Source organism: Paenalicyclobacillus cellulosilyticus, assembly GCF_014647315.1.
Taxonomy (GTDB): Bacteria; Bacillota; Bacilli; order Alicyclobacillales; family Alicyclobacillaceae; genus Alicyclobacillus_J; species Alicyclobacillus_J cellulosilyticus.
Genome location: NZ_BMOY01000018.1, coordinates 15,181 through 37,214 on the forward strand (window position 1 = coordinate 15,181; position 22,034 = coordinate 37,214).

Consider the following 22,034-nt stretch of genomic DNA (forward strand, 5'->3'; position numbering starts at 1 on the left):
AAGAAGGCAAACACGCGAGATTGTATGAATCTCGTACACCGTGGAGATAAAGTATAGTACGAACCAGAGGGAGGAATGACCGTGCCATCCGTACAACGTTGGGTCACGCGCTCCGACGCCTGGACACCGGAAGACGATGCGCGCCTGGCTTCCTTGGTCTTGCAACACATCCGCAGCGGCAGCACCCAGCTGCGGGCGTTTGAAGAGGCGGCCAGCCAACTCGGGCGCACCGCGGCAGCCTGCGGTTACCGCTGGAACGGTGTGGTGCGCAAACGCTACCGGGATGAAATCGAAGCCGCGAAACGGGAACGAAAGGCAGGCCAGCGGCGGGCGAACCAGACGGCGGCCGCCGGACAGGAGACCCATGCGGTGACCGTGACGACGGCCGACTCGATGAAAGACGTCATCAAATTCTTGCAGACATTCAGCGAGCAATACCAGAACCTGCTCCAACAGGTCGAGGCGCTCGCCGCCGAAAATGCAAAGCTCCAACAGCGCGTCGAAGAGCTCACGGCCCAGTTGGCCAAGGCGCAGGAAGCGGTGCCCGCCATCACGCCGGAACAATTGGAGGAAGATTCCAAGGCCCTCTTCGCCATCATGGAGCGCGCGCGCAAGCTGCTGGAAGCCGAGGGGCCGCGGCTGCCGAACGAATGAAGCTCGCGGCCGCGGCAACGCAAGGCCGCCGACACGCAAGGCCGCCGACCGGGTTCAGCTTGGGCGCGCCTCGACCCAGGCTCGCCACCGCCGCGCGGCGGCTTTGGAAAACACACCTTCCCCGGCGTTCGCCATGCGCACCAGTTCCGCCGCCGCGCGCCGCGCCTCCGTCACCCACTCCGCCGGATAGTTCGCTTGCTGCGCCGCAAACTCCTCTTCGTCCAACACCCTGACCCCGTCCGGTGCCACGTAGACGTCGAGATCGAGGTCGTGAAAGACGACGGCGGTGTGCGATGCGTCCCACACGGGCGGCGTGATCACGTTGCAATAGTACTCCTCCCCGGACGCTTTGAGCAACCGGAACACCTGATAGAAGCACCCCGCAAAAAAGTGCGCGACGACCGGATACGGGCTCGACCAGACACGGCCGTCCGCTTCCACGACGGGCGATCCCGCCGGGATGTAGAACGACCACGGCTCATCCGTCGCCTCCACATTCGTCCACGTCCGGTGCGGTCTGCCGTCCGCGCGCAAACTGCACAACTTCATCCGCCATCGCCGTCCCGGCTGGCCGCGGCATCACCCGCACCCTGCTCCTGATCCGCGTCCGCGGCGAAAAATTCGACGAACATGTGCGCCCGGAACAGCGAGAGGATCCCAATCAGGATGATGGGCCCGAAAAACAGCCCGATGACGCCCAGCCATTTCATGCCGACGTAAAGCGCGAACAAGGTGCTGAGCATGTCCAAGCCCACGTTGTCCGCGAGGATCTTCGGCTCGACGACATGCCGGACGAGGGAGATGACCGCTTGCAGCAGCAAGACCTTGAGCGCCATCGGCACATCGCCGACGATGAATGCGCCCGCCGCCCACGGGACGGTCAAGAGCGCCGAACCGACGACCGGAATGCTGCCGCACACCCCGAGCAACAGCCCGAGGATGACCGCGTAGGGCAGGCGCAACAACGCCATGCCGACGACACCCATGGCCGCCGTCAGCAGCATGAGGATGACCTGCACCCGCAGGGTGCCGACAAACGCCCGCATCATGTCGGCGATGGCCGCGTCGACCTTCGCCGACCATCCCGGCGGCAATGCCCGCAAAAAGCGGCGGTACATCCGCTCCCGCCGGGCCAGCATGAAAAACGCCGCGACGAGCGAGATGACGAGGACCAAAAACGTCTCGGGCAAATGCGTGAGGCTGGAGAGCAGGGCGTGCACCACACTGCGGAACCCGGACTCGACGGAGGTCAGCACCTGCCCTGCGGTGGTCTCCATCCCCGCCGCCACCTTGGGCGGCAGTTGGCCGAAGACCGTCTGTCCGCGCTGCATCTCATCCTTCAGCCACTGCTGCAGCGCGTCGAAGTTGCGGGCGATGGTGAGGCTGAGCTGGGTGGCTTCACGGGCAATCGCGATGACCGCGTAGACGGCGATGAGGAGAAACAGCGCGACCGCGCCGCCGAGCACCGTCAGCACCGCGGGCACGCGCGGCACACCGCGGCTCTCCACCCAGCGCACCACAGGCAGCAGGATGATGGCGATCAGCCACCCGATGACGAACGGCTCGATGTACGGCAGGACGCGGACAAACAAGAATGCCAGCAGGGCGAGGAGCAAAAGCAACAAGACGACTTCCAACACACGCCGCAAGTACCGGCGCATGCGCGCCGAGACGACGAATCGCACCGGGCTTGCACCACCCGTCTTCACCGGTTGCCGAGGGCGCGGCCGCGCAGCGCGAATCCTCCGCCCATCAGGCAGGCTCCCAAGAGAAACAAAGACACCGCGGCCACGCCGCGTCCCTCCGCCATCATGACGCTGGCGGCCGCGAGGCTGGCCATGGTGCACAGCGCCAGGCTCATGAACGTCAACTTCCACCACACGGACATGGGACGACGCTCCTTTCATCACATCGTCCCTATTGTACCAGACGAACCCACCCGGCTACGCGGTCTGCACCTGGGGCAACCAACGCAAGACGGCTGGCCATGCGGCGGCCGCGTCCGCCGCGACGACCATGCGGTGCGCGCCGCAGCGCCGGTACATCGCGCGCCGGGCGGGATCGCGCGTGACGACGATGATGAGCGGCACGCCTGCGTCATGCAGGGACTGGGTGATGAGCGCGGTACGGATGAAATGCTCGTCGTCCTGGACGATGGCCGCGTCGAATCTGCACTCGGCCACCGCACGCATCACGTCCGCGCGCCGCCCCTGCACGTGCAAGACCTTGTCGCCGTGCCAACGCGACAACTGGCTGTGGACATCCTCAAAGCAAGCGAGGACCCGGTACTGCCAACCTAAGCGCTCCGCTTCGCGCGCATAGGTGAGACCTTCCCGGCCAAATGCCGCGATGAGCAGATGGGTCATGCCGCTTCTCTCCCTTGCCGTTCCATTCACCGAACGCAGCAGACGATCTGAGCGAACGCCCTGATAGCGCTTACATCTTCATTATACACACCCGCGGGGAAAACTCACAGGGGGCCTGCCGGCTCATGCCGGTGATGCACGAGCGGGCGCCGCGCGGCGCGGACGCGCTCATTTGCCAGATGGCGCATGAGCGCTTCCCCGTACGCGTACACCGCGTCGCGGGCCGCGGCGGGATCGCCCCGGACGACCGCGTCGTAGACCGCACGGCAGGCATCGACGCCGAGGAAACGGCGACGGGCGTCCTTGCCGGCGCGCAGGCTGCTGCGCAACACCTCCTGCAGGACGCGGACGGTGTTCTCGAACACCGGCTGGGCGATGGCTTCCGCCAACGCCAAGTAAAACGCCAATTCCGCCGAGATCGCCGTTTCGTCGAGCGGATCGGCGCATTCCAAGTCAAACAAGCGCGCCGCCAGCAAGCCGGTGTCCAACCGCCGGTGGTTGCGCGCGGCCGTCCACGCCACACCGGCCAAAACGGCGATCGCCAAGCCGAGCAGTTGTTCGACGTGGTTCTGGCCGAGCAAAATCGCCGCCTCGAGGGGCTTCATCCACGACTCGACCACCACCCGCTTGACGTACGTGCCGTCCCCGGGGCGAAATTCGACCAGCCCCTGGCCGCGCAGGGTGCCGAGCGCCTCGCGCACGGTCGCCCGGCTGCACCCGAACCGCACCGCCAACTCCGGCAACGGCGGCAGGCGGTCGCCAGGGCCGTACACCCCTGCCTCAATCAGGGCGCGCATCTCTTCTGCCACCTGCGCGTACAACGGCTGCCGGCAGCGCGAGCCACCTGCCAACGCAACCACCTCCCGGGACGGCGGCGTGCGCAAGGCGGCGCGCACACGCAGGCTCCGCCGGAACCCTTGGCCGGCGATGACGCGGTGCGCGGCCGGAAGCGCCGGTTCAGCGGACCACCAGATTCAACAGGCGGCCCGGCACGTAGATGGCTTTCACCACATCCTTGCCGTCGAGCCACACCCCCATGTCCGGGTGCGCCTTGGCGCGGGCCACGACGTCCGCTTCCGGCGCGTCGGCCGGCACCACCATGCGCGCCCGCAGGCGCCCGTTGACCTGGATGGCGATCTCGACCTCCTCATCGGCCAGCCAGCGCTCGTCGTACGCCGGCCAACGCGCTTCGAACACGGAAGTCTCGTGGCCGAGCATCTCCCACAGCTCCTCACCCAGGTGCGGCGCGAAGGGAGCCACGGTGACGGCCAGCGTCTCGAGCGTGTCGCGATCCAGCCCGCCCTGCTCCGCCTCGTCGTACAGAGCGTTGATGTACTCCATGAACGCGCTGACCGCCGTGTTCAGCCGGAAGCTCTCCATGCGCTCGTGCAAGGTGTGCAGGAAGCGGTGGCGCAGCTTCTGCAGCGCCGGCCGCGCCGGCGCCGGCGACTTGGCGTGCGCCGCCACCAGGCGGTAAAACCGGTGCAAGAAGCGGCTGACCCCTTCGAGGCCGTTGGTGTTCCACTCCGCGTCCTCCTCCGGCGGGCCGACGAACAACTCGTACATGCGGAGCGCATCGACGCCGAAGCGCGCGATGAGGTCGTCCGGGCTGACCACGTTGCCCTTCGACTTGCTCATCTTGGCGCCGTTGAGCGTGATCATCCCCTGGTTGAACAGGTGCTGGAACGGCTCGTCGAAGTCGATGAGCCCCAGGTCGTAGATCACCTTGGTGAAAAAGCGGGCGTACAGAAGGTGCAGCACCGCATGCTCGACGCCGCCGATGTACATGTCCACCGGCAGCCACTTGCGGACCGCCTCGCGGCCGAACGGCTCCTTGTCGTTGTGCGGGTCTGCGTAGCGCAGGAAATACCAGCTCGATCCCGCCCACTGCGGCATGGTGTCCGTCTCCCGCCGCGCCGGCCCGCCGCAGCGGGGGCAGGTGGTGCGCACGAACGACTCGATGGCCGCCAGCGGCGACGCTCCGGTGCCGGTGGGCTCGTAACGCTCGACATCCGGCAGCCGGACCGGCAACTGGTCTTCCGGCACCGGCAGGGTGCCGCAGCGGTCGCAGTAGATGATGGGGATGGGTTCGCCCCAGTAGCGCTGGCGGGCGAATACCCAGTCGCGCATCCGGTAGGTGACCGCCGCCTCACCGCAGCCGCGCCGCGCCAACTCCTCGATGATGGCCTTTTTGGCCGCCTCGTTGTCCATGCCGTCAAACGGCCCGGAGTTGACCAGCCGGCCCGGGCCGGTGTACGCAGCGGTAAGGGCCGCGGCCGCCCCGCCGCCGACGCCCGTCTCGCCCGCCTGCGCCCCATCCTCGCCTGCGGGTACGATGACCTGGACGATGGGCAGGTCAAACGCTTTGGCGAAGTCGAAATCCCGCTCGTCGTGCGCCGGCACCGCCATGATGGCGCCGGTCCCGTAATCCATCAGCACGTAATCGGCAATCCAGATGGGAATGCGCGCCCCGGTCAGGGGATGCACCGCGTACGCCCCGGTGAACACGCCGGTCTTCGTCTTGTCGACAATCTGGCGCGCCACCGCCGACTTGCGCAACGTCTCCGCCACGTACGCCTCGACGGCCGGGCGCTGGGCGTCCGTCGTGATGCGCGCCACCAGCGGGTGCTCCGGCGCCAGCACCATGTAGGTTGCGCCGTACAACGTGTCCGGGCGGGTGGTGAACACCTCAATCTCCGCGCCGGCCACGCCGGCCACAGCGAAGCGGATCTTGGCCCCCTCGCTGCGGCCAATCCACGCCGCCTGCATCCGCTTGACCTTGTCCGGCCAGTCCAGCTTGTCCAAATCCCGCAGCAGGCGGTCGGCGTACGCCGTGATCTTGAGCATCCACTGTTCCATCTCGCGTTTGGTGACCGGCGTGCCGCACCGCTCACACTCGCCGTCAATCACTTCTTCGTTGGCGAGTCCGGTCTTACAGCTGGGGCACCAGTTGATGGGCATCTTTTTGCGGTAGGCCAGGCCCATCTCAAACATCTTCGTGAACAGCCATTGCGTCCATTTGTAGTACGACGGATCGCTCGTGTTGATCTCGCGGTCCCAGTCGTACATCGCAGCGATCTCTTCCAGCTGCCGCTTGAAGTTGGCGATGTTGCGCGCCGTCGACACGGCGGGATGGATGCCCTTTTTGATGGCGTCGTTTTCCGCCGGCAGGCCGAACGCGTCCCAGCCCATGGGGTGCAGGACTTCGTAGCCTTGCAATTTCTTGTAGCGGGCCCATACGTCGGAGATGGTGTACCCTCGCCAGTGTCCGACGTGCAACCCGCTGCCGGACGGGTACGGGAACATGTCGAGGCAGTAGTACTTCGGCTTGCCGCTATCCTCGCGCACCCGGTGCGCCCCGGTCTCCTGCCAGCGCTTTCGCCATTTGCGCTCGATGTCCTGAGGTCTGTACTCTAGTTGGACTCCGTCAGCCATCCGCGAATTCCTCCATCGTCTCTAGGTCACGCCTTCTATGGGATCACGGCACGAGCCGCGCCAACAGCCGTTCATACACGCGCGGCCAGGCCAACCTGGGCACATCCGCGAACGCGATCCACTGCCGCCTTGGCCCCGCCGCCGGGATGTCCGCAAAACCGCCGTCTGCGCCGCGCGCCCACGTTCCTTCCCGCACCGCAGAGAGCGGTTCTCGTACCGGATCCGCCGGCCGGTAGACCACCACGTCCCACTCGAGATGGGTGAATACGTGGCGCGCCTCTGCCACGGGCACGAACCCGCCGTCCCGCAGGACGCCGGGATCCCCGGTAAGTTCCGCATACAGCCGCGCCAAATCCGCCGTGTCGCGGGCCAGCCGCTGCCGGTCCCTTGCGCCGGCCTCCCGCTCCACCTGCGGCAACTGCCACATCCCGGCCAACAGCCCTTGTGCTGGGCGCCTTTCCACCAATATACGCCTGTCGTGCTCCAACCACAAGGCCGCGACCTCCACCCGGCGCCGCGGGCGCTTTTCCGCCCGCACCGGCAACTCCTCCGCCCGGCCCTGCACCCGGGCCGCGCACGTGGGCGCGAGCGGGCACTCGCCGCACCGTGGACTGCGCGGCGTACAGACGACGGCACCCAACTCCATCAACGCCTGCGTCAGCTCGGACGGACGCGCACACGCCAGCCAGACGCGCACCTCGTCCGCGATCCGCCGCTTGACCGGGGCGCGATCGACCGGCTCGGCCAAGGCGAGGTAGCGGGCCATCACCCGCAGGACGTTGCCGTCGACGGCCGGCACCGGCAAATCCCAGGCGATGCTGCACACGGCGCCCACGGTGTACGGGCCGACGCCCGGCAAACGGGCGATGGCCGCGGGCGATGGCGGAAACGCGCCTCCGTAGTCGGCGACGACAGCCTGGGCCGCCCGGTGGAGGTGGCGCGCCCGCCGGTAGTAGCCGAGGCCCTGCCACAGCTTCAACACCTCGTCCTCCGCGGCGGCCGCCAAATCGCGGACGGTGGGGAACCGCCGCAAAAACCGTTCGTAATACGGGACGACCGTTTCGACGCGGGTCTGTTGCAGCATCGTCTCACTGACCAAGATGGCGTATGGATCGCGCGTCTGCCGCCACGGGAGGCGGCGGTGGTGCGCACGGTACCAAGCGACGAGCACTTGCGCAGGATGTGGCATGCGTACAATTCCTCCGAGTGGTTACAATACGCGCGGGAGGTGCTGGCCATGTGGGAAGTCGTGAACGGGATGACGGATCGCGTACGCCATCGGTTCGTGCCCGCCAGACGGCCAAACGTCGCCGCGATGACCGCCGCCGCACTCGTCGGCGCGAGCGTCGGCATCGCCGCCTGGGAGACGCTGCGGCGCGCCCAGTTGTGGGGCCGCAACAGCGCGGACGCACAAGCGCAGCGAATCGCGGAAGAGGTCATGGATTCGCTGGAGGAATGATCCCGACCATCACGGTTCCGCAGTCAGCCGGTGGGCACGCCTTTGCCCGCCTCCCGCGCCGCCCAAGGATGGAGCCAGCCGCGGCTGGCTCCGCGCCGGGCGGCCGCACGGGTGCCGTCCTCACAACGTCCGCCGATGCACCCCGTACTTTTGCTTCCACACCGCGTAGGACAAACGGCTGCGTTTGAACGCATCGACGAACCGCTGGGTGTTTTCGAGCACGCGCTTGGCTTCCATCGGACTGACCTGGCGCGAGAACACCGCCTCACCAAACTCCTCCAGGTCGATGATGTGGTAATACGAGCGCTCGTAGATCAGCACGTCCACATACATGTCCTCGATGTAGATGAAATCCTGGTCTTCCCACACCTTGACGAGGTCCACATAGTGGTCGAAGCGCAGGCGCGGGTGTTTCACCGGCACCCCGTCGTTGATGCACGTGCTGACACCGATTCCCCAGTGAGGGTAGATCTCACGCAGGTGGTGCGTGTATCCGCTCTCGAAGGACGGCCGCTGGATGGTGATGAGCCCTGGTCTGCGCGACAGTTTCTCAATCACGAACGGTTCATTCGTTCGGTCGATGCCCCGTTCTTCCCGTTTGTGAATCTGCTGAACCCGACCTGTCCGCAGCGCCATCCGTCGCCATATCCCCCCTGCGGAAAATCCTGTCTACCTTATAAAGTACCATGTTCAAGCCGTGCGAACAACAAAGGGGGGGACAAAGGGGATTGGCTCAACGCCGGCGCGGACGCCACACGCCGCCCCGGTGCGGCCGAAACCGTTTTGGCCGGCGGAAGGGGAAGCGCAGGCGGGCGGACGCCGTGCCGGAGGCCAGCGTGAGGGAGGGTGAAGAACCCGCGGGCACATGCGGCTGCGGCCCCGGCGCGCTGCGGAAACGGACGCGCCGCGGCGGCTGGATCGGCCATCCTCGCGCCCCAAACCGCCGCTTTTGCAGGCGTTGGCGCCGGCGGGCCAGCAAGCCCACGCCCAGCGCCAGCGCCGCCAGGGTGGAAAGCAGGTACGGAAGCGGTATGGCACCATACGGCTCGGCGAAGGTGAGTGTTCCCGCCGTATGGCCTTCAATCACGACAAAGCGGCCGTCGGCGTCGAACGTGTGCGCCGACGGCGGCTCCACCACGGTCTCGCCCGCTTTGTCGTTGTAAAAGCGCAGATACCCCTCCTCGTCCTCACCGCCGTACTTCCAGTCGTCAATCACCGGTTCCCCGATGGTCGCCTCGTGGTAAAAGGGGTTGACGTTCTGAAAGGGGTACAGCACGTGGATCATCAAGGCGAGGGTTGCCGCCGCCATCCCGCCCCCGAGTGCCAGGCGCCAAGGGTGCAGCGGGTGAACGGCGCGCCTGCGGAACCGCCTGCCGGCCATCCCTACCGCCTCCTGCAGCCAGGCCCAGCCGGACTCTGCGGACCCCTGTGCCCGGCGGACTCCAAGTTCGAGGATCACTTTATGCCCTGGATGTCCGCCGGAGAACCGGATGCCTGACCCGCAGGGATGAATGCGCTTTCTTCCGTATGCGTACAGCCCCGTCCCGGGGCGCGCGGGATCACTCCTCTTTCGATACCATCTCCACGAGCTTCTTCACCGCTTGCTCCGCGTCCGAGCCTTCCGCACGGATCGTGATCTCCTGTCCGGGACCAATCGCCAGGGACATGATGCCCATGATGCTCTTGGCGTTCACCGACTTGCCGTCTTTTTCGACAAACGTCTCCGCCGTGTAGCGGTTGGCTTCTTGGACGAACAGCGCCGCCGGGCGGGCCAACAAACCGGACCGCAGGCGAACGACCACCTTTTGTTCTACCATGTCATCCCCTCCTCGCCAGGCAAGGTATGCCCCAGGCGGCGCCGCGCCTGGGATTGTGAAAATTATACCATGCCTCGATCCTGCACAACATGTGCATCTCGCACACGTTCCGCCGCGCCGGCACGGACACCCTGCCCCGCCTGTCCTTGACGGCTTCCGCCTCACGTCCGGCGGGGCAACCCGCGCTCGCGCAGCGACCGTGCGATCTCCTCCAGTTTCCGCAACCGATGGTTGAGGCCTGACTTGCTTACCTTATGCGGCATGCGCGCGCTCAATTCCTGCAGATTCACCTCGGGATGGCGCAGGCGCATCTCCGCCACCTCCCGCAAATGCGGCGGAAGCTGTCCCAGTCCGATGGTCTCGTCGATGAACTTGATGACCTCCAGCTGCCGCACCGCGGCCAGGATGGTCTTGTTCAGGTTGGCGGTCTCGCAATTGACCAGGCGGTTGACCTGGTTGCGCATCCCTTTCAGGATCCGCACGTCCTCAAACTTGAGCAACGCTTGATGCGCGCCGATGACGCGCATGAAATCGACAATCCGCTCGCCTTCCTTCAGGTACACCACGTAGCCGCGCTTGCGCTGGATGAGCCGGGGTTGCAGGTCGAACGTGTTCATCATCCGGATGAGCGCATCCGCCTGCGCCTGGGTGGCGCAGGTGATCTCCAGATGATAGGAATGGCCGCCAGGGTCGTTCACGCTGCCCGCGGCCAAAAACGCGCCGCGCAAAAAGGCGCGCCGGCAGCAGGCCTTGCGCACCAGGCGATCCGGTAACCACGCGCCGCCCGTCGGCGACCAACCGAGCTCCCGGAGCACCTTCGCGGCGTCCGCCGGCGCCACGCGCACCGTGTAGACGTTGTTCTTCTTCAGGCGCATCTTCTTGCGCACCACCACCTCGGGGTGTACGCCGCACCGGCGCTTGAGCAGCGTGTACACCCTGCGGGCGGTGGCCACGTTTTCCGTCACCAGCGCCAGGTCTTCCCCGTCCTCCCGCCCGCCGGCGGAGCCCATCAGCATCACCATGCCCTGCAGCTCCGCCCGCTGGCAGCAGTCGGGCTCCTCAATCATCGTCAGTTCCTTCTTGGTCAGCGCCGCGTACGACACAGCGACCCCACCCCCTCACGCTTGACGCAGCCACGAGCGTTCCTCCTTACGTCGCTCGTACCCGATGAGGCTCACCACCTGCTCGGCGATGAGCCGGCTGTCATGCCGGGCATACGTGGCGTAGTGGACGAAGTTGCGGGCGATGACCCGCAGGCCGAGCCGCGCGAGGGCCTCGATGTCCACGAACACCGGGTGCGCGTTCTGCGCCCGGTATTTGGCCAGCGCCTCCTCCGGCAGCGAGGCGGCGTTGACCAGGATGTAGTCGAACAGCCGCCGCCCGACATGCCGGTAGATGACCTCGACGTGCTGGGAGGCGGTGAAATGGTCCGTCTCCCCCGGCTGCGTCATGACGTTGCACACATAGATCTTCTTCGCCTGGCTCGCCGCGATGGCGTCGGCCAACCCCGGCACGAGGAGATTGGGCAACACGCTGGTGTAGAGGCTGCCCGGGCCGACGACGATGGCGTCCGCCTCCTGAATCGCCTGCAGCACCTCGGGCAGCGGCCGGGCATCGGCAGGCACCAGCTCGACGCGTTCAATCCGCTTCCCGGCCTTGGGGATGTTCGACTCCCCTTCCACCACGCTGCCGTCCTCCAGAATTGCGCGCAGCTTCACGTCCTCCCGCACCGCTGGCAGCACCCGCCCGCGCACCGCGAGGACGCGGCTGGTCTCGCGGATGGCCGATTCAAAATCACCCATGATGTGCGTCATCGCGGCGAGGAACAGATTACCGAAGCTGTGTCCGGCCAGACCTTCACCCGCCGGGAACCGAAACTGCAACAACCGTTCGAGCAAAGGTTCGGTGTCGGCGAGCGCGACCAGGCAGTTGCGGATGTCGCCCGGAGGAGGCATCGCCAGGTCACTGCGCAGACGACCCGAACTTCCGCCGTCGTCCGCCACCGTCACCACGGCCGTCAAGTCGACGGGGAACTCCTTGAGCCCGCGCAGGATGACCGACAAGCCGGTCCCTCCCCCGATGGCCACAATCCGCGGCCGCCGCGCCATCTCCCGGGTGCGGCGCCGCGTCTCCACCGTCTCGCGCCACCACCCGTGCGCCAACAACAGCAACGCCAGCAGCAACACCACGCCGCCCAAGACGGCGTAGTCGTCCGGCCGGCGGTGCCAACCGACGCTCGCAGCCAAGATACCGCATCCGAAGCAACCGGCGGTCCAGGCTATCAACCACCACTGCCTCACGGTCAGCCCTCCCGCCTGCTGTCCCGGTGCGTGACGTGGACGTCGCTGTACTGGCGCAGGTGATCCGCCAAGCGGCGCGCAATCGCCACCGAACGGTGTTTGCCGCCGGTACAGCCGATGCCGATGACCAGGTGGCTCTTGCCTTCCTTCACGAATTCGGGGATGAGGAAATCGAGCAACCCTTCCAAGCGGCGGAGAAACTCCTGCGTCGCCGGCCACTGCATGACGTAGTCGTACACCGGTTGATCCTCGCCGGTATACGGGCGCAGGTCGTCCACGTAGTGCGGGTTGGGAAGAAACCGGACGTCGAACACCATGTCGGCGTCGATGGGAATGCCATACTTGAACCCGAACGACATCACGTGCACCGGCAACCGCCGTTCACGGCGGGAGAACCGCTGCACCAGTTCCTGCTTGAGACGTGCCGGCGCCCACCCGCTGGTGTCGAGGATCACGTCCGCTTCCGCGCGCACCTTCGCCAGCGCCGCCCGCTCCGCCTGAATCGCTTCCAGCAAGCGCGGCCCGCTGTCGTACGGGTGCGGGCGCCGCGTCTCCTTGAACCGGCGCACCAGGGTCTCATCGTCCGCGTCCAAAAACACCAGGTGCAGCGCCACCCCGGCGTCCTGTCGCAGCTGGTGGACGATGTCGAGCAGCTTCTCGAACCACTCGCCGCCGCGCAGGTCGCACGCCAGCGCAATCCGGTGCAGCGAGCCGCCCGACTGGCGCACGATGTCCACAAACTTCGGAATGAGCGCGGGCAGGAGGTTATCGACGCAGAAGTAGCCGATGTCCTCCAGGGATTGCATGGCGACCGACTTGCCGGCACCGGACATGCCCGTGATGATGATGAGCTCGATGGTCATCGTCCTCCCCCCTGCGAACCCGGTGCGGGACGCCGGCGGACGCGTGCGGCCTTGGTGGAGACTCCCGCGCGGACAGCGCCGGGGCAAGCAACCGCCGCACCGGCATCCTGCGGCATGCCGGCGCAGCTTACAACGATTCCACGTGGTGCGCCGCCAGCCTGGCCGCGCCGATGACGCCTGCGTCGTTGCCGAGCTCCGCCAGCTGGAAGCGCGCCGCCTCCACCACGAGCGGGAGCGCGTACTCGACAAACGCCTCCCGGACCAACGCCAGCCACGCCTCGCCCGCCTTGGAGACACCGCCTCCAATCACGATGGCGTCCGGGTTCAAGGTGATGGCGCACAGCGCCAGCCCGTAGCCCAGCCAGCGCGCCGCCTCCCGCACCACGCCGGCCGCCGCGGCGTGGCCCGCACGCCACAGGGCGAACACGTCTTCCGCCCCGTCGATGGGACCATCCTGCGGCAGTTTCCCCTCCGCCTGCAGGCGGCGCGCCTCGCGGATGATGGCCGAGGCCGACGCCTCCGTCTCCAGGCAACCCAGCTTGCCGCAGTTGCAGCGGTGGCCGCCTTCGCGCCGCACCGTCAAATGCCCTATCTCCCCCGCCATGCCGTTGACGCCCCGGTACAGACGGCCGCCGATCACGATGCCGCCCCCGACCCCGGTGCCGACGGTGGCGCACAGCACGCTCTTCGCCCCGCGCCCGGCCCCAATCCACGCCTCACCGAGCGCCGCCACGTTCGCGTCGTTTTCCATCGCCACCGGGCGCCCTGTGGCGTCCGCCAGCACCCGGACGAGCGGCAGGTTCACCCAGCCGAGATTGACCGCCTCGACGAGCACGCCTTGTTCGACATCCAAAAACCCCGGCACACCGACCCCGACCGCCTGCACGTCCGCCGGGTCGACGCCCGCCGCCCGTACCGCCAGGTCGAGCTCTGCCCGCACGCGCCGGCTGAAATCGTCCAACCCGCGCTCCGCGGCGGTGGCGAACGAACGTTTGTCGAGGATCTCCCCCTGCTCCGAGACGAGCGCGGTTTTGGTTTGCGTCCCGCCGATGTCCACGCCGAAATACAGCTTCAATCCGCTTCTCCTCCCCGGTGATGGATGGAAACCGTCCGCGCGATGGAACACAGCTTCCGCGTGTACGCCCGATGCGGAGCGGACCTTACGCCCCCATCTCCGCCCGCCAACGCACCAGCTGTTCATCCCATCCGTATTCGAAGCGGCCGAACCACACGACACCGCCCGACGCCGCCGCGCGCAGGGTGTGCTCCAGCATGATCCGGTCGCCCTCATCCATCGGCAGACGGGCGATCTGTTCTTCACGTATGACCTTGACCTCGCCCTCTTTGCTCACGGCGAGCAACTCACCGCCCGCCGCCTCGCCGGCAAACTGGGCGAGCGTGCGATACACCGCCTCCCGCCCGGGACCTGGCGCCGTCACGAGGACGTGCACCCCGCACAGCGTCACCCGCCCCAGCCGCAGACCGGTTTCCTCCCACACCTCGCGGCGGACGGCGTCCGGCCATGACTCCCCCGGCTCCACCTTGCCGCCGGGCAGGAACCACAGGCCGCGCCGGGGCTTGTGCAGCATCACGATGCCGCCGCGCCAGCGCACCAGGCAATTCACGATGATCTGCACCCTGGTCACCTCGCTACGGCTAGCATAGCACGCCGCCCCCCTGCCGACAAACGACGCCGGGCAAAAAAAGACGGCGCCCGTCGTCGGACGCCACAATCCATGGATCTATATGAAAAGGGGGTCAAATGTGATGCATCTTCATCATAAAAGGCTTGTGTTTCAATCGTGTTACAGCGACTTTAATTTTTGTTACACCGTGGTGAAGAATCGGTGACAACCGCGACCATCACGTCAGCCGTCTTCGCATCCGCCGTCAGCCGTCCTCCGCGCAGCCGTCCGCGAACCCTTGCAACCGGCCGGCTGCGCGCGACACCGCCGGCACCGCGACAGCGAAGTCGGCCGCCACGTCCTTCCGGCGGACACCTGCGTCAAACCGCTTCATCACCACGTACACCAATGCCGCCGCCCACACCGGCGGCCGCGTCACCCGCACCCGCCCGTGCAGGAAGGCGTGCTCCGCGAACGCCACCCACAACCGCTTTGCCCGGCCCAGGTGCTGCCGCTTGCGGTGCGCCTTGAACCAGTCCTCCGCCAGGCGCCACACCTCCTGCCAGACCGGCTCGATGCCGAGCACCAAGTCTTTCGGCAGCGCACTCATCCGCACCGGCGCGATCTCGCCGTCCACCCACACGTCAATCCGCCCGCGCGCCCCGCAGCGCTGGAGGGCGAACAGCGCGGCCGCCTGCAGCGCCGGCGGAACCTGCGGTCGCTTGAGGAAGAGCCGGATGGCCCTCTCCGCATCCGCGTCCGCCAGCCAGGCGAGGGTGCGCAGCACGACGCGGCGCGTCTCGTCGTCGCCGTGGCGCAGCCCCCAGTAGAGGGAGGCGCGCAGCAGCGGATCGCGCCGCCAGGCGGTGAGGTCGCCCGCCTGCAGGCGGCGCTTCATCTCGGTGAACTGCTCGTGCAGCGGCAGGTCGTATTGGTAACTCACGCGCAGGGAGCGCCGGCCTGCGGCCGCCGCCGCGTCCAGCTGTTTCAAATAGTAGTTCGCCAGGTCCTCGGTCTCCGCGAAGCGGGCGAGCAGGCGCCAATACCGCCGCGCCGCCGCAAACCGGCCGGCGTTGGCCGCCGCGGCCGCGGCGCAGTGGTACAGCGCCGGATCCGGTTCCGCGGCGATGCGCGCCAACCGCTCGAACACGCTGAACGCCGCCTGGTGCTGGCCGACGAGGCCGAGCGTCGTCCCCACCTTGAGCGCCAGGTCGTAGTGCAGCGGAAACACCTTGGCCAGTTTCTGCACGCACGCCTCCAGGCGCGCCTTCGGTCCCACGTGCGCGCTGAACAACGCCAGGTTGCACAGGGCGTGGAGGTTGTGCGGCTGTTCCGCCAGCACCCCTTCCGCGCCGCGGACCGCCTCCTCGTATTGGCCGGTATAATAGTAAGCCAGGGACAGGTTGTTGCGCGCGGCCAGGTTGTCCGGCTCACGGCGAACCACCTGCTCCAGCCATTCCACCGCGGCCTCGAACTGGCCTTCCTCCAGCAGGTGGCGGCCGTCGCGCTTCGCCGCCTCGCGCTCCTGCTCGCGCCAGCGGTCCTGCCAGCGCGCCAACGCCTTGCCGCCGCCGAACTCGTCCATGAGGATGCTGAGCATCTCCCGGGCGTCCTCGGCGTACTCGCCGTCCGGACGCGCGTCCAGGTAGCGCAGCACGTATTCTTCCGCGATCTCGTATTCGCCCATGTTGGCGTAATTGTTGGCCAGGTAAAACTGCACCTCGGCCATGTCGGGGGCAATCTCCTCCAGGACGCGCAGGAGCACCTCGTTCGACGCCGCGAAGTCGCCCATTTCCGCGAGCACCCCGGCCAGGTTGCAGTGATGGACCGGATTGTCCGGCTCGTATTCCACCGTCTTGCGGAACGCCTTGAGCGCCCGCTCGAAGTCGTGCCGCTGCAAGTACTTCACGCCGCGCTCGTGGAAGAAGGCGGCGTCGAGGCGCATCGGGATCACGTTGCCGCGGCGGCCGCGTCCGTCCTGCCGCGCCGCCGGCGCATTCGTCTGAGACGTATCCATGTGGTCACCCCCGGTCGCCGCGCCCGGAGCGGGACGCGGACTGCCGCTCCAATCACCGCACGCCGTTTGCGTCGAGTATAACACACCCGTTCTGACGCAGGAAATTTCCGTGCGCCTGCGCTTCATGCTATAATTACTCGATCTCTGGGACGTGATCTCTTCGGCGAGGAGAGGAAGCATCGTGAGAGCCATCAAAGCTGCGTTTGCGGAAGCGGCCGGCCATATCCTGTCTCTTCCGGCCGGCGAACTGGAAGCGCTCATCGTGCATCCGCCCAGCCTGGAGATGGGGGATTTGGCACTCCCTTGCTTCCGGCTGGCGAAAACATTGCGCAAGAGCCCGCAGGAGATTGCCATCCAGGTGGCGGAAGGCCTGCGCGGCTCCCGTGCGTTCGCTGCGGCCGAAGCGGTGAACGGCTACGTCAACGTGCGATTGGTGCGCTCCGCTGTGGCGGAACAGTTGGTGCGCACCATCCAGGAAGGCGTCGAGCAGCTGTTCTCGCGCCGCCGCAACGTGGGCATGACGGCTGCGGTGGACTATTCCTCCCCCAACATCGCCAAACCGTTTGGCGTCGGCCACCTGCGGTCGACCATGATTGGCGAGTCCATCGTCCGCCTGCTGCGCGCCGACGGCTACCGGGTCATCGGCATCAACCACCTCGGCGACTGGGGCACCCAGTTTGGCAAGAACATCGTCGCTTATCTCAAGTGGGGCGACGAAGAAGCCGTCCGCGCCGATCCGGTGCGCGAACTGTTCAAGCTGTACGTCCGCTTTCACGAAGAAGCCAAGGAACACCCGGAATTGGAGGACGAGGCGCGGGCTTGGTTCAAGCGCCTCGAGGACGGCGATGAACAGGCGCGCAGCCTCTGGCGCTGGTTCATCGAAGAAAGCCTGAAGGCCTTCCAGCAGGTGTACGACCTGCTCGGCGTCAGGTTCGATCATTACCTGGGCGAGAGCTTCTACAACGACAAGATGGACGCGGTGGTGGAGGAGCTGCGGGCGCGCGGGCTGCTCGTGGCGAGCGAGGGCGCCGAGGTCGTCGACCTCTCCGCATACGGGATGCCGCCGTGCATCATCCGCAAGTCGGACGGCGCCACCATTTACGCCACCCGCGACCTGGCGGCCGCCATCTACCGGCACGACGAACTCGGTGCCACCCACCTCATCTACGTCGTCGGCGCCGAGCAGACGCTGCACTTCCAACAGGTGTTCAAGGTGCTGGAGCTGATGGGCAAGCCCTGGGCGCAGCACTGCCGCCATGTCGCGTTCGGGATGATGAAATACAACGGCGAGCGCTTGTCCACCCGGCGCGGCAAGGTGGTCTATCTGGAGGACGTGCTCAACCGGGCCATCGCGGAAGCGCGCCGGATCATCGAGGAAAAGAACCCGGGTCTGGAGGACAAGGACGCCGTCGCGCGCGCGGTCGGGGTCGGCGCCGTGGTGTTCAACGACCTCAAAACCTACCGCATGCACGATCCCGACTTCCGTTGGGAGGAAGTGCTCAACTTTGACGGGGAAACCGGTCCCTACGTGCAATACACCCACGCCCGCGCCTGCAGCGTCCTGCGCAAGGCGCAGCAGGAGGGCGTCTCGGTGCCTGTCAGCCCCGCCTTCGGCGAGCTCGACGACGCCGAATGGCACCTGGTGTTCCTGATGGCGCAGGCGAACGAGGTGTTTGAGCGCGCGGTCGACGAGTTCGATCCGTCGCTCATCGCGCGCTTCGCCCTCGACGTCTGCCATGCTTTCAACCGCTTCTACCACGACCACCCGATTCTCGCCAGCGAACCGGCGGTGCGGGGGCAGCGGCTCGCCCTCACGGACGCCGCGCGGCAGGTCGTGGCGTACGCGCTGTACCTGCTCGGCCTTGAAGCCCCGGAGGCGATGTGACCGTGGACGCCGCATTCCAAGAAGAACTGCAGCACCTGCACGAGGTGACCGGCCGCATCTCCGCCCAGCTGGATCGGCTGCGCCAAAAGGAGCAGCCTGCGGCAAGCGGTGACCCGGACGAAGCGGAGACGGCCGATATTGTCGCCGCCCAGGTGGTGGCGGCGACCCGCGCCCAGCTGGCGGACGCCCTCCAGCGCGCGCTGCAGGAGCCGTACTTCGGGCGTCTCGACTTCGCGGAAGGGGATCAACCCATCCCCGAACGGCTGTACATCGGCAAGCGCGGCATCCTCGACCCCGACAGCGGCGATCCCATCGTGATCGACTGGCGCGCCCCCGTGGCGAGCATGTTTTACACCTTCTCCGGCCAGCAAGGGCAAGACCGCGCCGGATACATGTCACCGGACGGCTGGGTGGAGGGCCGGATTGACCGCAAACGGAACATCGTGATCCGCCAGGGCAAGCTGCAGCGCGTCGTCGACAGCTACGTCCGCGGCGAGGAGAACCTCGGCGTCGCCGACGAGTTTTTGCTCTACCGCCTGAGCGAACACCGGGACCACCGGCTGCGGGACATCGTCGCCACCATCCAGGCGGAGCAGGACCGAATCATCCGCGCGGACCGCAACCTCGCGGTCGTCATCCAGGGCGTTGCCGGGAGCGGCAAGACGACCGTCGCCCTGCACCGCTTGGCCTATTTGCTGTACCAGTACGCGGACCGTATGCGCCCCGAGCGGATGATCATCTTCGCGCCGAACGCCATGTTCGTCGACTACATTTCGGAAGTGTTGCCCGAGCTCGGCGTCGGCGGCATCCAGCAGACCACGTTCACCCGTTGGGCGTTGGCCAAACTCGGCCACCAGGTGCGCCTCCGCGATCCGCGGGAGCGCCTGGCGCGCTGGTTCGCGGTGCAGCCGGATCCTGCGCTCGCCGAGGCGTACCGGGTGTTGAAGTACAAAGGTTCGCCCGCGCTGCGCGAGGTCCTCGACCAAGCGGTGGTAGAGTGGACCGCGTCGGCCGTGCCGGACGTGGATTTCTCGCCATGGGCGGGGGAAGTGCTGCCCGCGGCGACCATCCGGGAGTGGTTCTACGCCGATTACCGGCACGAACCGCCCCTGCGCCGGCGAGACAGGGTGCTCGCCCGGGTCAAGCGTTGGTATGAGACGCGGATTGCCGAAGCCGAGTGGAGCCGCGAGGAGAAGGCGGCGCGGCGGCAGCAAGCGGCCAACCGCTACCACGCGTACGCCAGCCGCTGGCCGGACGTGACACCGTGGGCGCTGTATGAAGCCTTGCTGCGCAAAGACAGTGCGTGGACGCCAAACGCTGCCGCGGCGGTGCCGGACTGGGTCGCCGCATACCACCGCAGCCTCCGCGGTCAAGGCGCAAGCGGCAGCCGCATTCGCCGCGCCGCAGACACGGAGGCAGCGGCCGCAACCGGCGCGAACCAGCATAAGGCGGACAGGTCGCGCCCGGCCTTGTCCGCCGCCGGCGAGGCAAGGCGGCCGCTCGTCGACGCGGAAGACCTGGCGGGCATCCTGTACCTGGACGTGCGCCTGCGCGGCGTGCGCAGCGACGAGACGTTCGATCACGTCGTCATCGACGAGGCGCAAGACTTCTCGCCGCTGCAGATCATCCTGCTGCAGCAGTTCTGCCCGCAGGGGTCGTTCACCATCCTCGGCGACCTGTCGCAGAGCATCCACAGCTATCAGGGGATAGACGATTGGGAGGAATTTTTGCGGTTGTTCCCTGCCGAACGCCGGACGTTCCACAAGCTCGACGTGAGCTACCGTTCGACCATGGAGATCATCGAATTCGCCAACCAGATTGCGGCGGGCACGCCCGGGTTCGTCCCGGCGCGCCCGGTGTTCCGCAGCGGGGAACCGGTCCGGGTGGAACCGGTCGCCGCAGAGGAGCGTTACGAGCGCGCCGCGGCGGCGGTGGCCCGCTTGCAGGCCGAGCACACCACCATTGCCGTCATCTGCCGCAGCGACGCCGCGTGCGACGAATACGCGCGGGCTCTCGCGGCATCCGGCATCCCGGCGCACCGGATAGGCGCCGGCGACGAGCACTATGAGGGCGGGGTCTCGGTGCTGCCGGTCTACCTGGCGAAAGGCCTTGAATTCGACGCCGTGCTGATGGTGGACGTGGATGAGTCGTCGTACACTGCCGATCCGCTGTCCGCCAAGCTCTTGTTCGTGGGCTGCACCCGCGCGCTGCATCAGCTTTGGCTGCAATACAGCGGCCGGCCGTCCCCCCTCCTGCCCGCAGGCGTTCACCCGCAGGCACACCCTCACATGTACGGCGTCGGTGAGACAGGCCGGCCGTTGAGCCGCACCTCGTAATGCAGGTGCGGCCCGGTGGCTTCACCGGTCTCGCCCGAGTAACCAATCAACTGCCCTTTGGCCACCACCTGGCCCGCATGCACCATCACCCGCGAGAGATGGCCGAACACCGTTTCCACACCCCGGCCGTTGTCGATCAACACCCAGTTGCCGTAGCCGCCGCTGTTCCACCCGGCGTCGATGACCTGCCCGTCGTTGGTGGCGTACACCGGACTGCCGATAGGACAGGCGATGTCCACCCCGGGATGGAACTCATACCGCCCGCCCAAGATGCGGGGGCCGAACGGCGACGTGATGAAGTGGCTGTCGGTGGGCCACACCCACTCCCCTTGCGCGATGCCGTCGTTCGTCCCGCGCAGCGCCACCTCCGGTTCCGCCTTGCGGATGGTGGCGGTGCCGACCACCTCCTGCCCCACCGCCCGGCCATTGATGTAGCGGATCAACACCCGTTGCCGCACCTGGCCCGGGGTGCCGCGGCGGATGACCCGCACTTGGCCGCGCGGCAAGCGGTCGGTGGCGACGTAGTGCACTGGGTACGGCACGCGGACCACGCGCACCGCTGCCGCCGTCGCGACCACATCGAGGAGTGGGTGCACATCCGCCTGCCGCCCGGCGGGCCGCACCGCATCCGCACCGAGGCTCCTTGCCACGCCGGGGATACGGAGAAACTCGGCGCGGCTGGCGAGCGGACGCGCATCCGGGTAGAGAATGGCGTGCACCGCCCGCCGCACGGTCTGGACGCGCAGCGCGCCGACGACCGCAGGCCGCACGCCGACGCGGCGGACAAAGTGAACCGACGTGACGCGGATCCCGGCGGGGATGAGCGCGCGCCGCACCTGTTGCAGCACCGTGTTCGCCGCTTGCAGATTGCGCGTGTATACCACCGGCCGCCCGTCGACCGTGATGGCCGCGGCCGGTACCGGGAGTTCCGCCACGCGCCGCCAGTCGTAGCCGGCCGGCACCGACGCATGCACCGGTGCAAACGCGATCGACAAACCGTACCCATCGGCAATGCTGCGCATGGCGGTGACGACGCTCGCCCGCGCGGGCACCATCCCGATGTAGCGGCCGTCGCGATACACTTTTTCCCATGCGGGAAGCTGCGTGAGGCAGTGTTCGAGGAAGATTGCGGCGCCGAGGAAGAACGCCAAGGCTGTCCAAGCCGCCAACACGATGCGAACGGCGATGCGCATCCGATCCCTCCCTGTTTGTCCCCGGCTGTATTCGACAAACAGGGAGAAAATCCTTCTTCAAACTCGGATTACCATCTCTTACCG

Annotated in this window: 21 protein-coding genes; 4 read left to right on the plus strand and 17 right to left on the minus strand. The window is 67.1% G+C overall.

The features are described 5' to 3' along the window. The first annotated feature begins 81 nt into the window (after positions 1-81). Positions 82-654 (plus strand): RsfA family transcriptional regulator, encoded by a 573-nt coding sequence (locus IEX97_RS06945; RefSeq protein ID WP_188881967.1) that lies wholly within the window; start codon positions 82-84, stop codon positions 652-654. 54 nt (positions 655-708) lie between these two features. On the opposite strand, the gene IEX97_RS06950 is transcribed toward IEX97_RS06945, so the two are convergent. The 7 genes from IEX97_RS06950 to mutY form a co-directional block, all read right to left on the minus strand. After that, positions 709-1,203, minus strand: coding sequence for a DUF402 domain-containing protein (locus IEX97_RS06950; RefSeq protein ID WP_188881968.1), 495 nt, complete (start codon positions 1,201-1,203; stop codon positions 709-711). Continuing rightward, the gene (gene ytvI, locus IEX97_RS06955; RefSeq protein WP_229776567.1) at positions 1,200-2,339 is read right to left on the minus strand and encodes a sporulation integral membrane protein YtvI; all 1,140 of its coding nucleotides are present in this window, start codon (positions 2,337-2,339) and stop codon (positions 1,200-1,202) included. The genes IEX97_RS06950 and ytvI overlap by 4 nt, the downstream gene beginning before the upstream one ends. A gap of 20 nt (positions 2,340-2,359) precedes the next feature. Beyond that, entirely contained in the window at positions 2,360-2,542 is a 183-nt protein-coding gene (locus IEX97_RS06960) for a hypothetical protein (protein ID WP_188881969.1), read from the minus strand. A 55-nt stretch (positions 2,543-2,597) separates the two neighbouring features. Next, entirely contained in the window at positions 2,598-3,020 is a 423-nt protein-coding gene (locus tag IEX97_RS06965) for an NAD-binding protein (RefSeq protein WP_188881970.1), read from the minus strand. Between the two features lie 104 nt (positions 3,021-3,124). After that, positions 3,125-3,871, minus strand: coding sequence for a FadR/GntR family transcriptional regulator (locus IEX97_RS06970; protein WP_229776569.1), 747 nt, complete (start codon positions 3,869-3,871; stop codon positions 3,125-3,127). 106 nt (positions 3,872-3,977) lie between these two features. Beyond that, on the minus strand, positions 3,978-6,455 hold the full coding sequence (leuS, locus tag IEX97_RS06975) for a leucine--tRNA ligase (RefSeq protein WP_188881971.1): 2,478 nt from the start codon (positions 6,453-6,455) through the stop codon (positions 3,978-3,980). A gap of 43 nt (positions 6,456-6,498) precedes the next feature. After that, positions 6,499-7,644 carry an A/G-specific adenine glycosylase gene (mutY, locus tag IEX97_RS06980; protein WP_188881972.1) on the minus strand — a complete coding sequence of 382 codons (1,146 nt, stop codon included), beginning with the start codon at positions 7,642-7,644 and terminating at the stop codon, positions 6,499-6,501. Positions 7,645-7,692: 48 nt separating this feature from the next. On the opposite strand from mutY, the gene IEX97_RS06985 reads away from it, so the two are divergent. After that, a complete protein-coding gene (locus IEX97_RS06985; protein ID WP_229776571.1) occupies positions 7,693-7,914 on the plus strand; it encodes a hypothetical protein in 222 nt (73 codons plus the stop codon). A gap of 120 nt (positions 7,915-8,034) precedes the next feature. Here the strand turns inward: IEX97_RS06985 and IEX97_RS06990 are convergent, their stop codons facing one another. From IEX97_RS06990 to IEX97_RS07030, 9 genes are all read right to left on the minus strand, one after another. Next, positions 8,035-8,550: a DUF402 domain-containing protein gene (locus IEX97_RS06990; RefSeq protein ID WP_188881973.1), complete on the minus strand. Its 516-nt coding sequence runs from the start codon at positions 8,548-8,550 to the stop codon at positions 8,035-8,037. Positions 8,551-8,647: 97 nt separating this feature from the next. Beyond that, entirely contained in the window at positions 8,648-9,295 is a 648-nt protein-coding gene (locus IEX97_RS06995) for a hypothetical protein (RefSeq protein ID WP_188881975.1), read from the minus strand. Between the two features lie 178 nt (positions 9,296-9,473). Next, positions 9,474-9,731, minus strand: a complete 258-nt coding sequence (locus tag IEX97_RS07000) for an HPr family phosphocarrier protein (RefSeq protein WP_188881976.1) — start codon at positions 9,729-9,731, stop codon at positions 9,474-9,476. A 161-nt stretch (positions 9,732-9,892) separates the two neighbouring features. After that, on the minus strand, positions 9,893-10,834 hold the full coding sequence (gene whiA / locus IEX97_RS07005) for a DNA-binding protein WhiA (protein WP_188881978.1): 942 nt from the start codon (positions 10,832-10,834) through the stop codon (positions 9,893-9,895). 15 nt (positions 10,835-10,849) lie between these two features. Next, positions 10,850-11,839 carry a gluconeogenesis factor YvcK family protein gene (locus IEX97_RS07010; RefSeq protein ID WP_188882012.1) on the minus strand — a complete coding sequence of 330 codons (990 nt, stop codon included), beginning with the start codon at positions 11,837-11,839 and terminating at the stop codon, positions 10,850-10,852. A 194-nt stretch (positions 11,840-12,033) separates the two neighbouring features. Then, complete coding sequence (rapZ, locus tag IEX97_RS07015; protein WP_188881980.1) at positions 12,034-12,894, minus strand: RNase adapter RapZ; 861 nt, start codon at positions 12,892-12,894, stop codon at positions 12,034-12,036. Between the two features lie 127 nt (positions 12,895-13,021). Continuing rightward, positions 13,022-13,969: an ROK family glucokinase gene (locus IEX97_RS07020; RefSeq protein ID WP_229776573.1), complete on the minus strand. Its 948-nt coding sequence runs from the start codon at positions 13,967-13,969 to the stop codon at positions 13,022-13,024. Positions 13,970-14,054: 85 nt separating this feature from the next. Beyond that, positions 14,055-14,531, minus strand: a complete 477-nt coding sequence (locus tag IEX97_RS07025) for an NUDIX domain-containing protein (protein ID WP_188881982.1) — start codon at positions 14,529-14,531, stop codon at positions 14,055-14,057. A 253-nt stretch (positions 14,532-14,784) separates the two neighbouring features. Next, positions 14,785-16,536 carry a tetratricopeptide repeat protein gene (locus IEX97_RS07030; RefSeq protein ID WP_188881983.1) on the minus strand — a complete coding sequence of 584 codons (1,752 nt, stop codon included), beginning with the start codon at positions 16,534-16,536 and terminating at the stop codon, positions 14,785-14,787. Positions 16,537-16,717: 181 nt separating this feature from the next. On the opposite strand from IEX97_RS07030, the gene argS reads away from it, so the two are divergent. Beyond that, positions 16,718-18,421, plus strand: coding sequence for an arginine--tRNA ligase (gene argS / locus IEX97_RS07035; protein ID WP_188881985.1), 1,704 nt, complete (start codon positions 16,718-16,720; stop codon positions 18,419-18,421). Between the two features lie 2 nt (positions 18,422-18,423). Then, the gene (locus tag IEX97_RS07040; RefSeq protein WP_188881986.1) at positions 18,424-20,757 is read left to right on the plus strand and encodes a HelD family protein; all 2,334 of its coding nucleotides are present in this window, start codon (positions 18,424-18,426) and stop codon (positions 20,755-20,757) included. On the opposite strand, the gene IEX97_RS13560 is transcribed toward IEX97_RS07040, so the two are convergent. Then, the gene (locus tag IEX97_RS13560; RefSeq protein ID WP_229776575.1) at positions 20,706-21,950 is read right to left on the minus strand and encodes a M23 family metallopeptidase; all 1,245 of its coding nucleotides are present in this window, start codon (positions 21,948-21,950) and stop codon (positions 20,706-20,708) included. The two genes, IEX97_RS07040 and IEX97_RS13560, sit on opposite strands and share 52 nt — an antisense overlap. Positions 21,951-22,034: the final 84 nt, after the last annotated feature.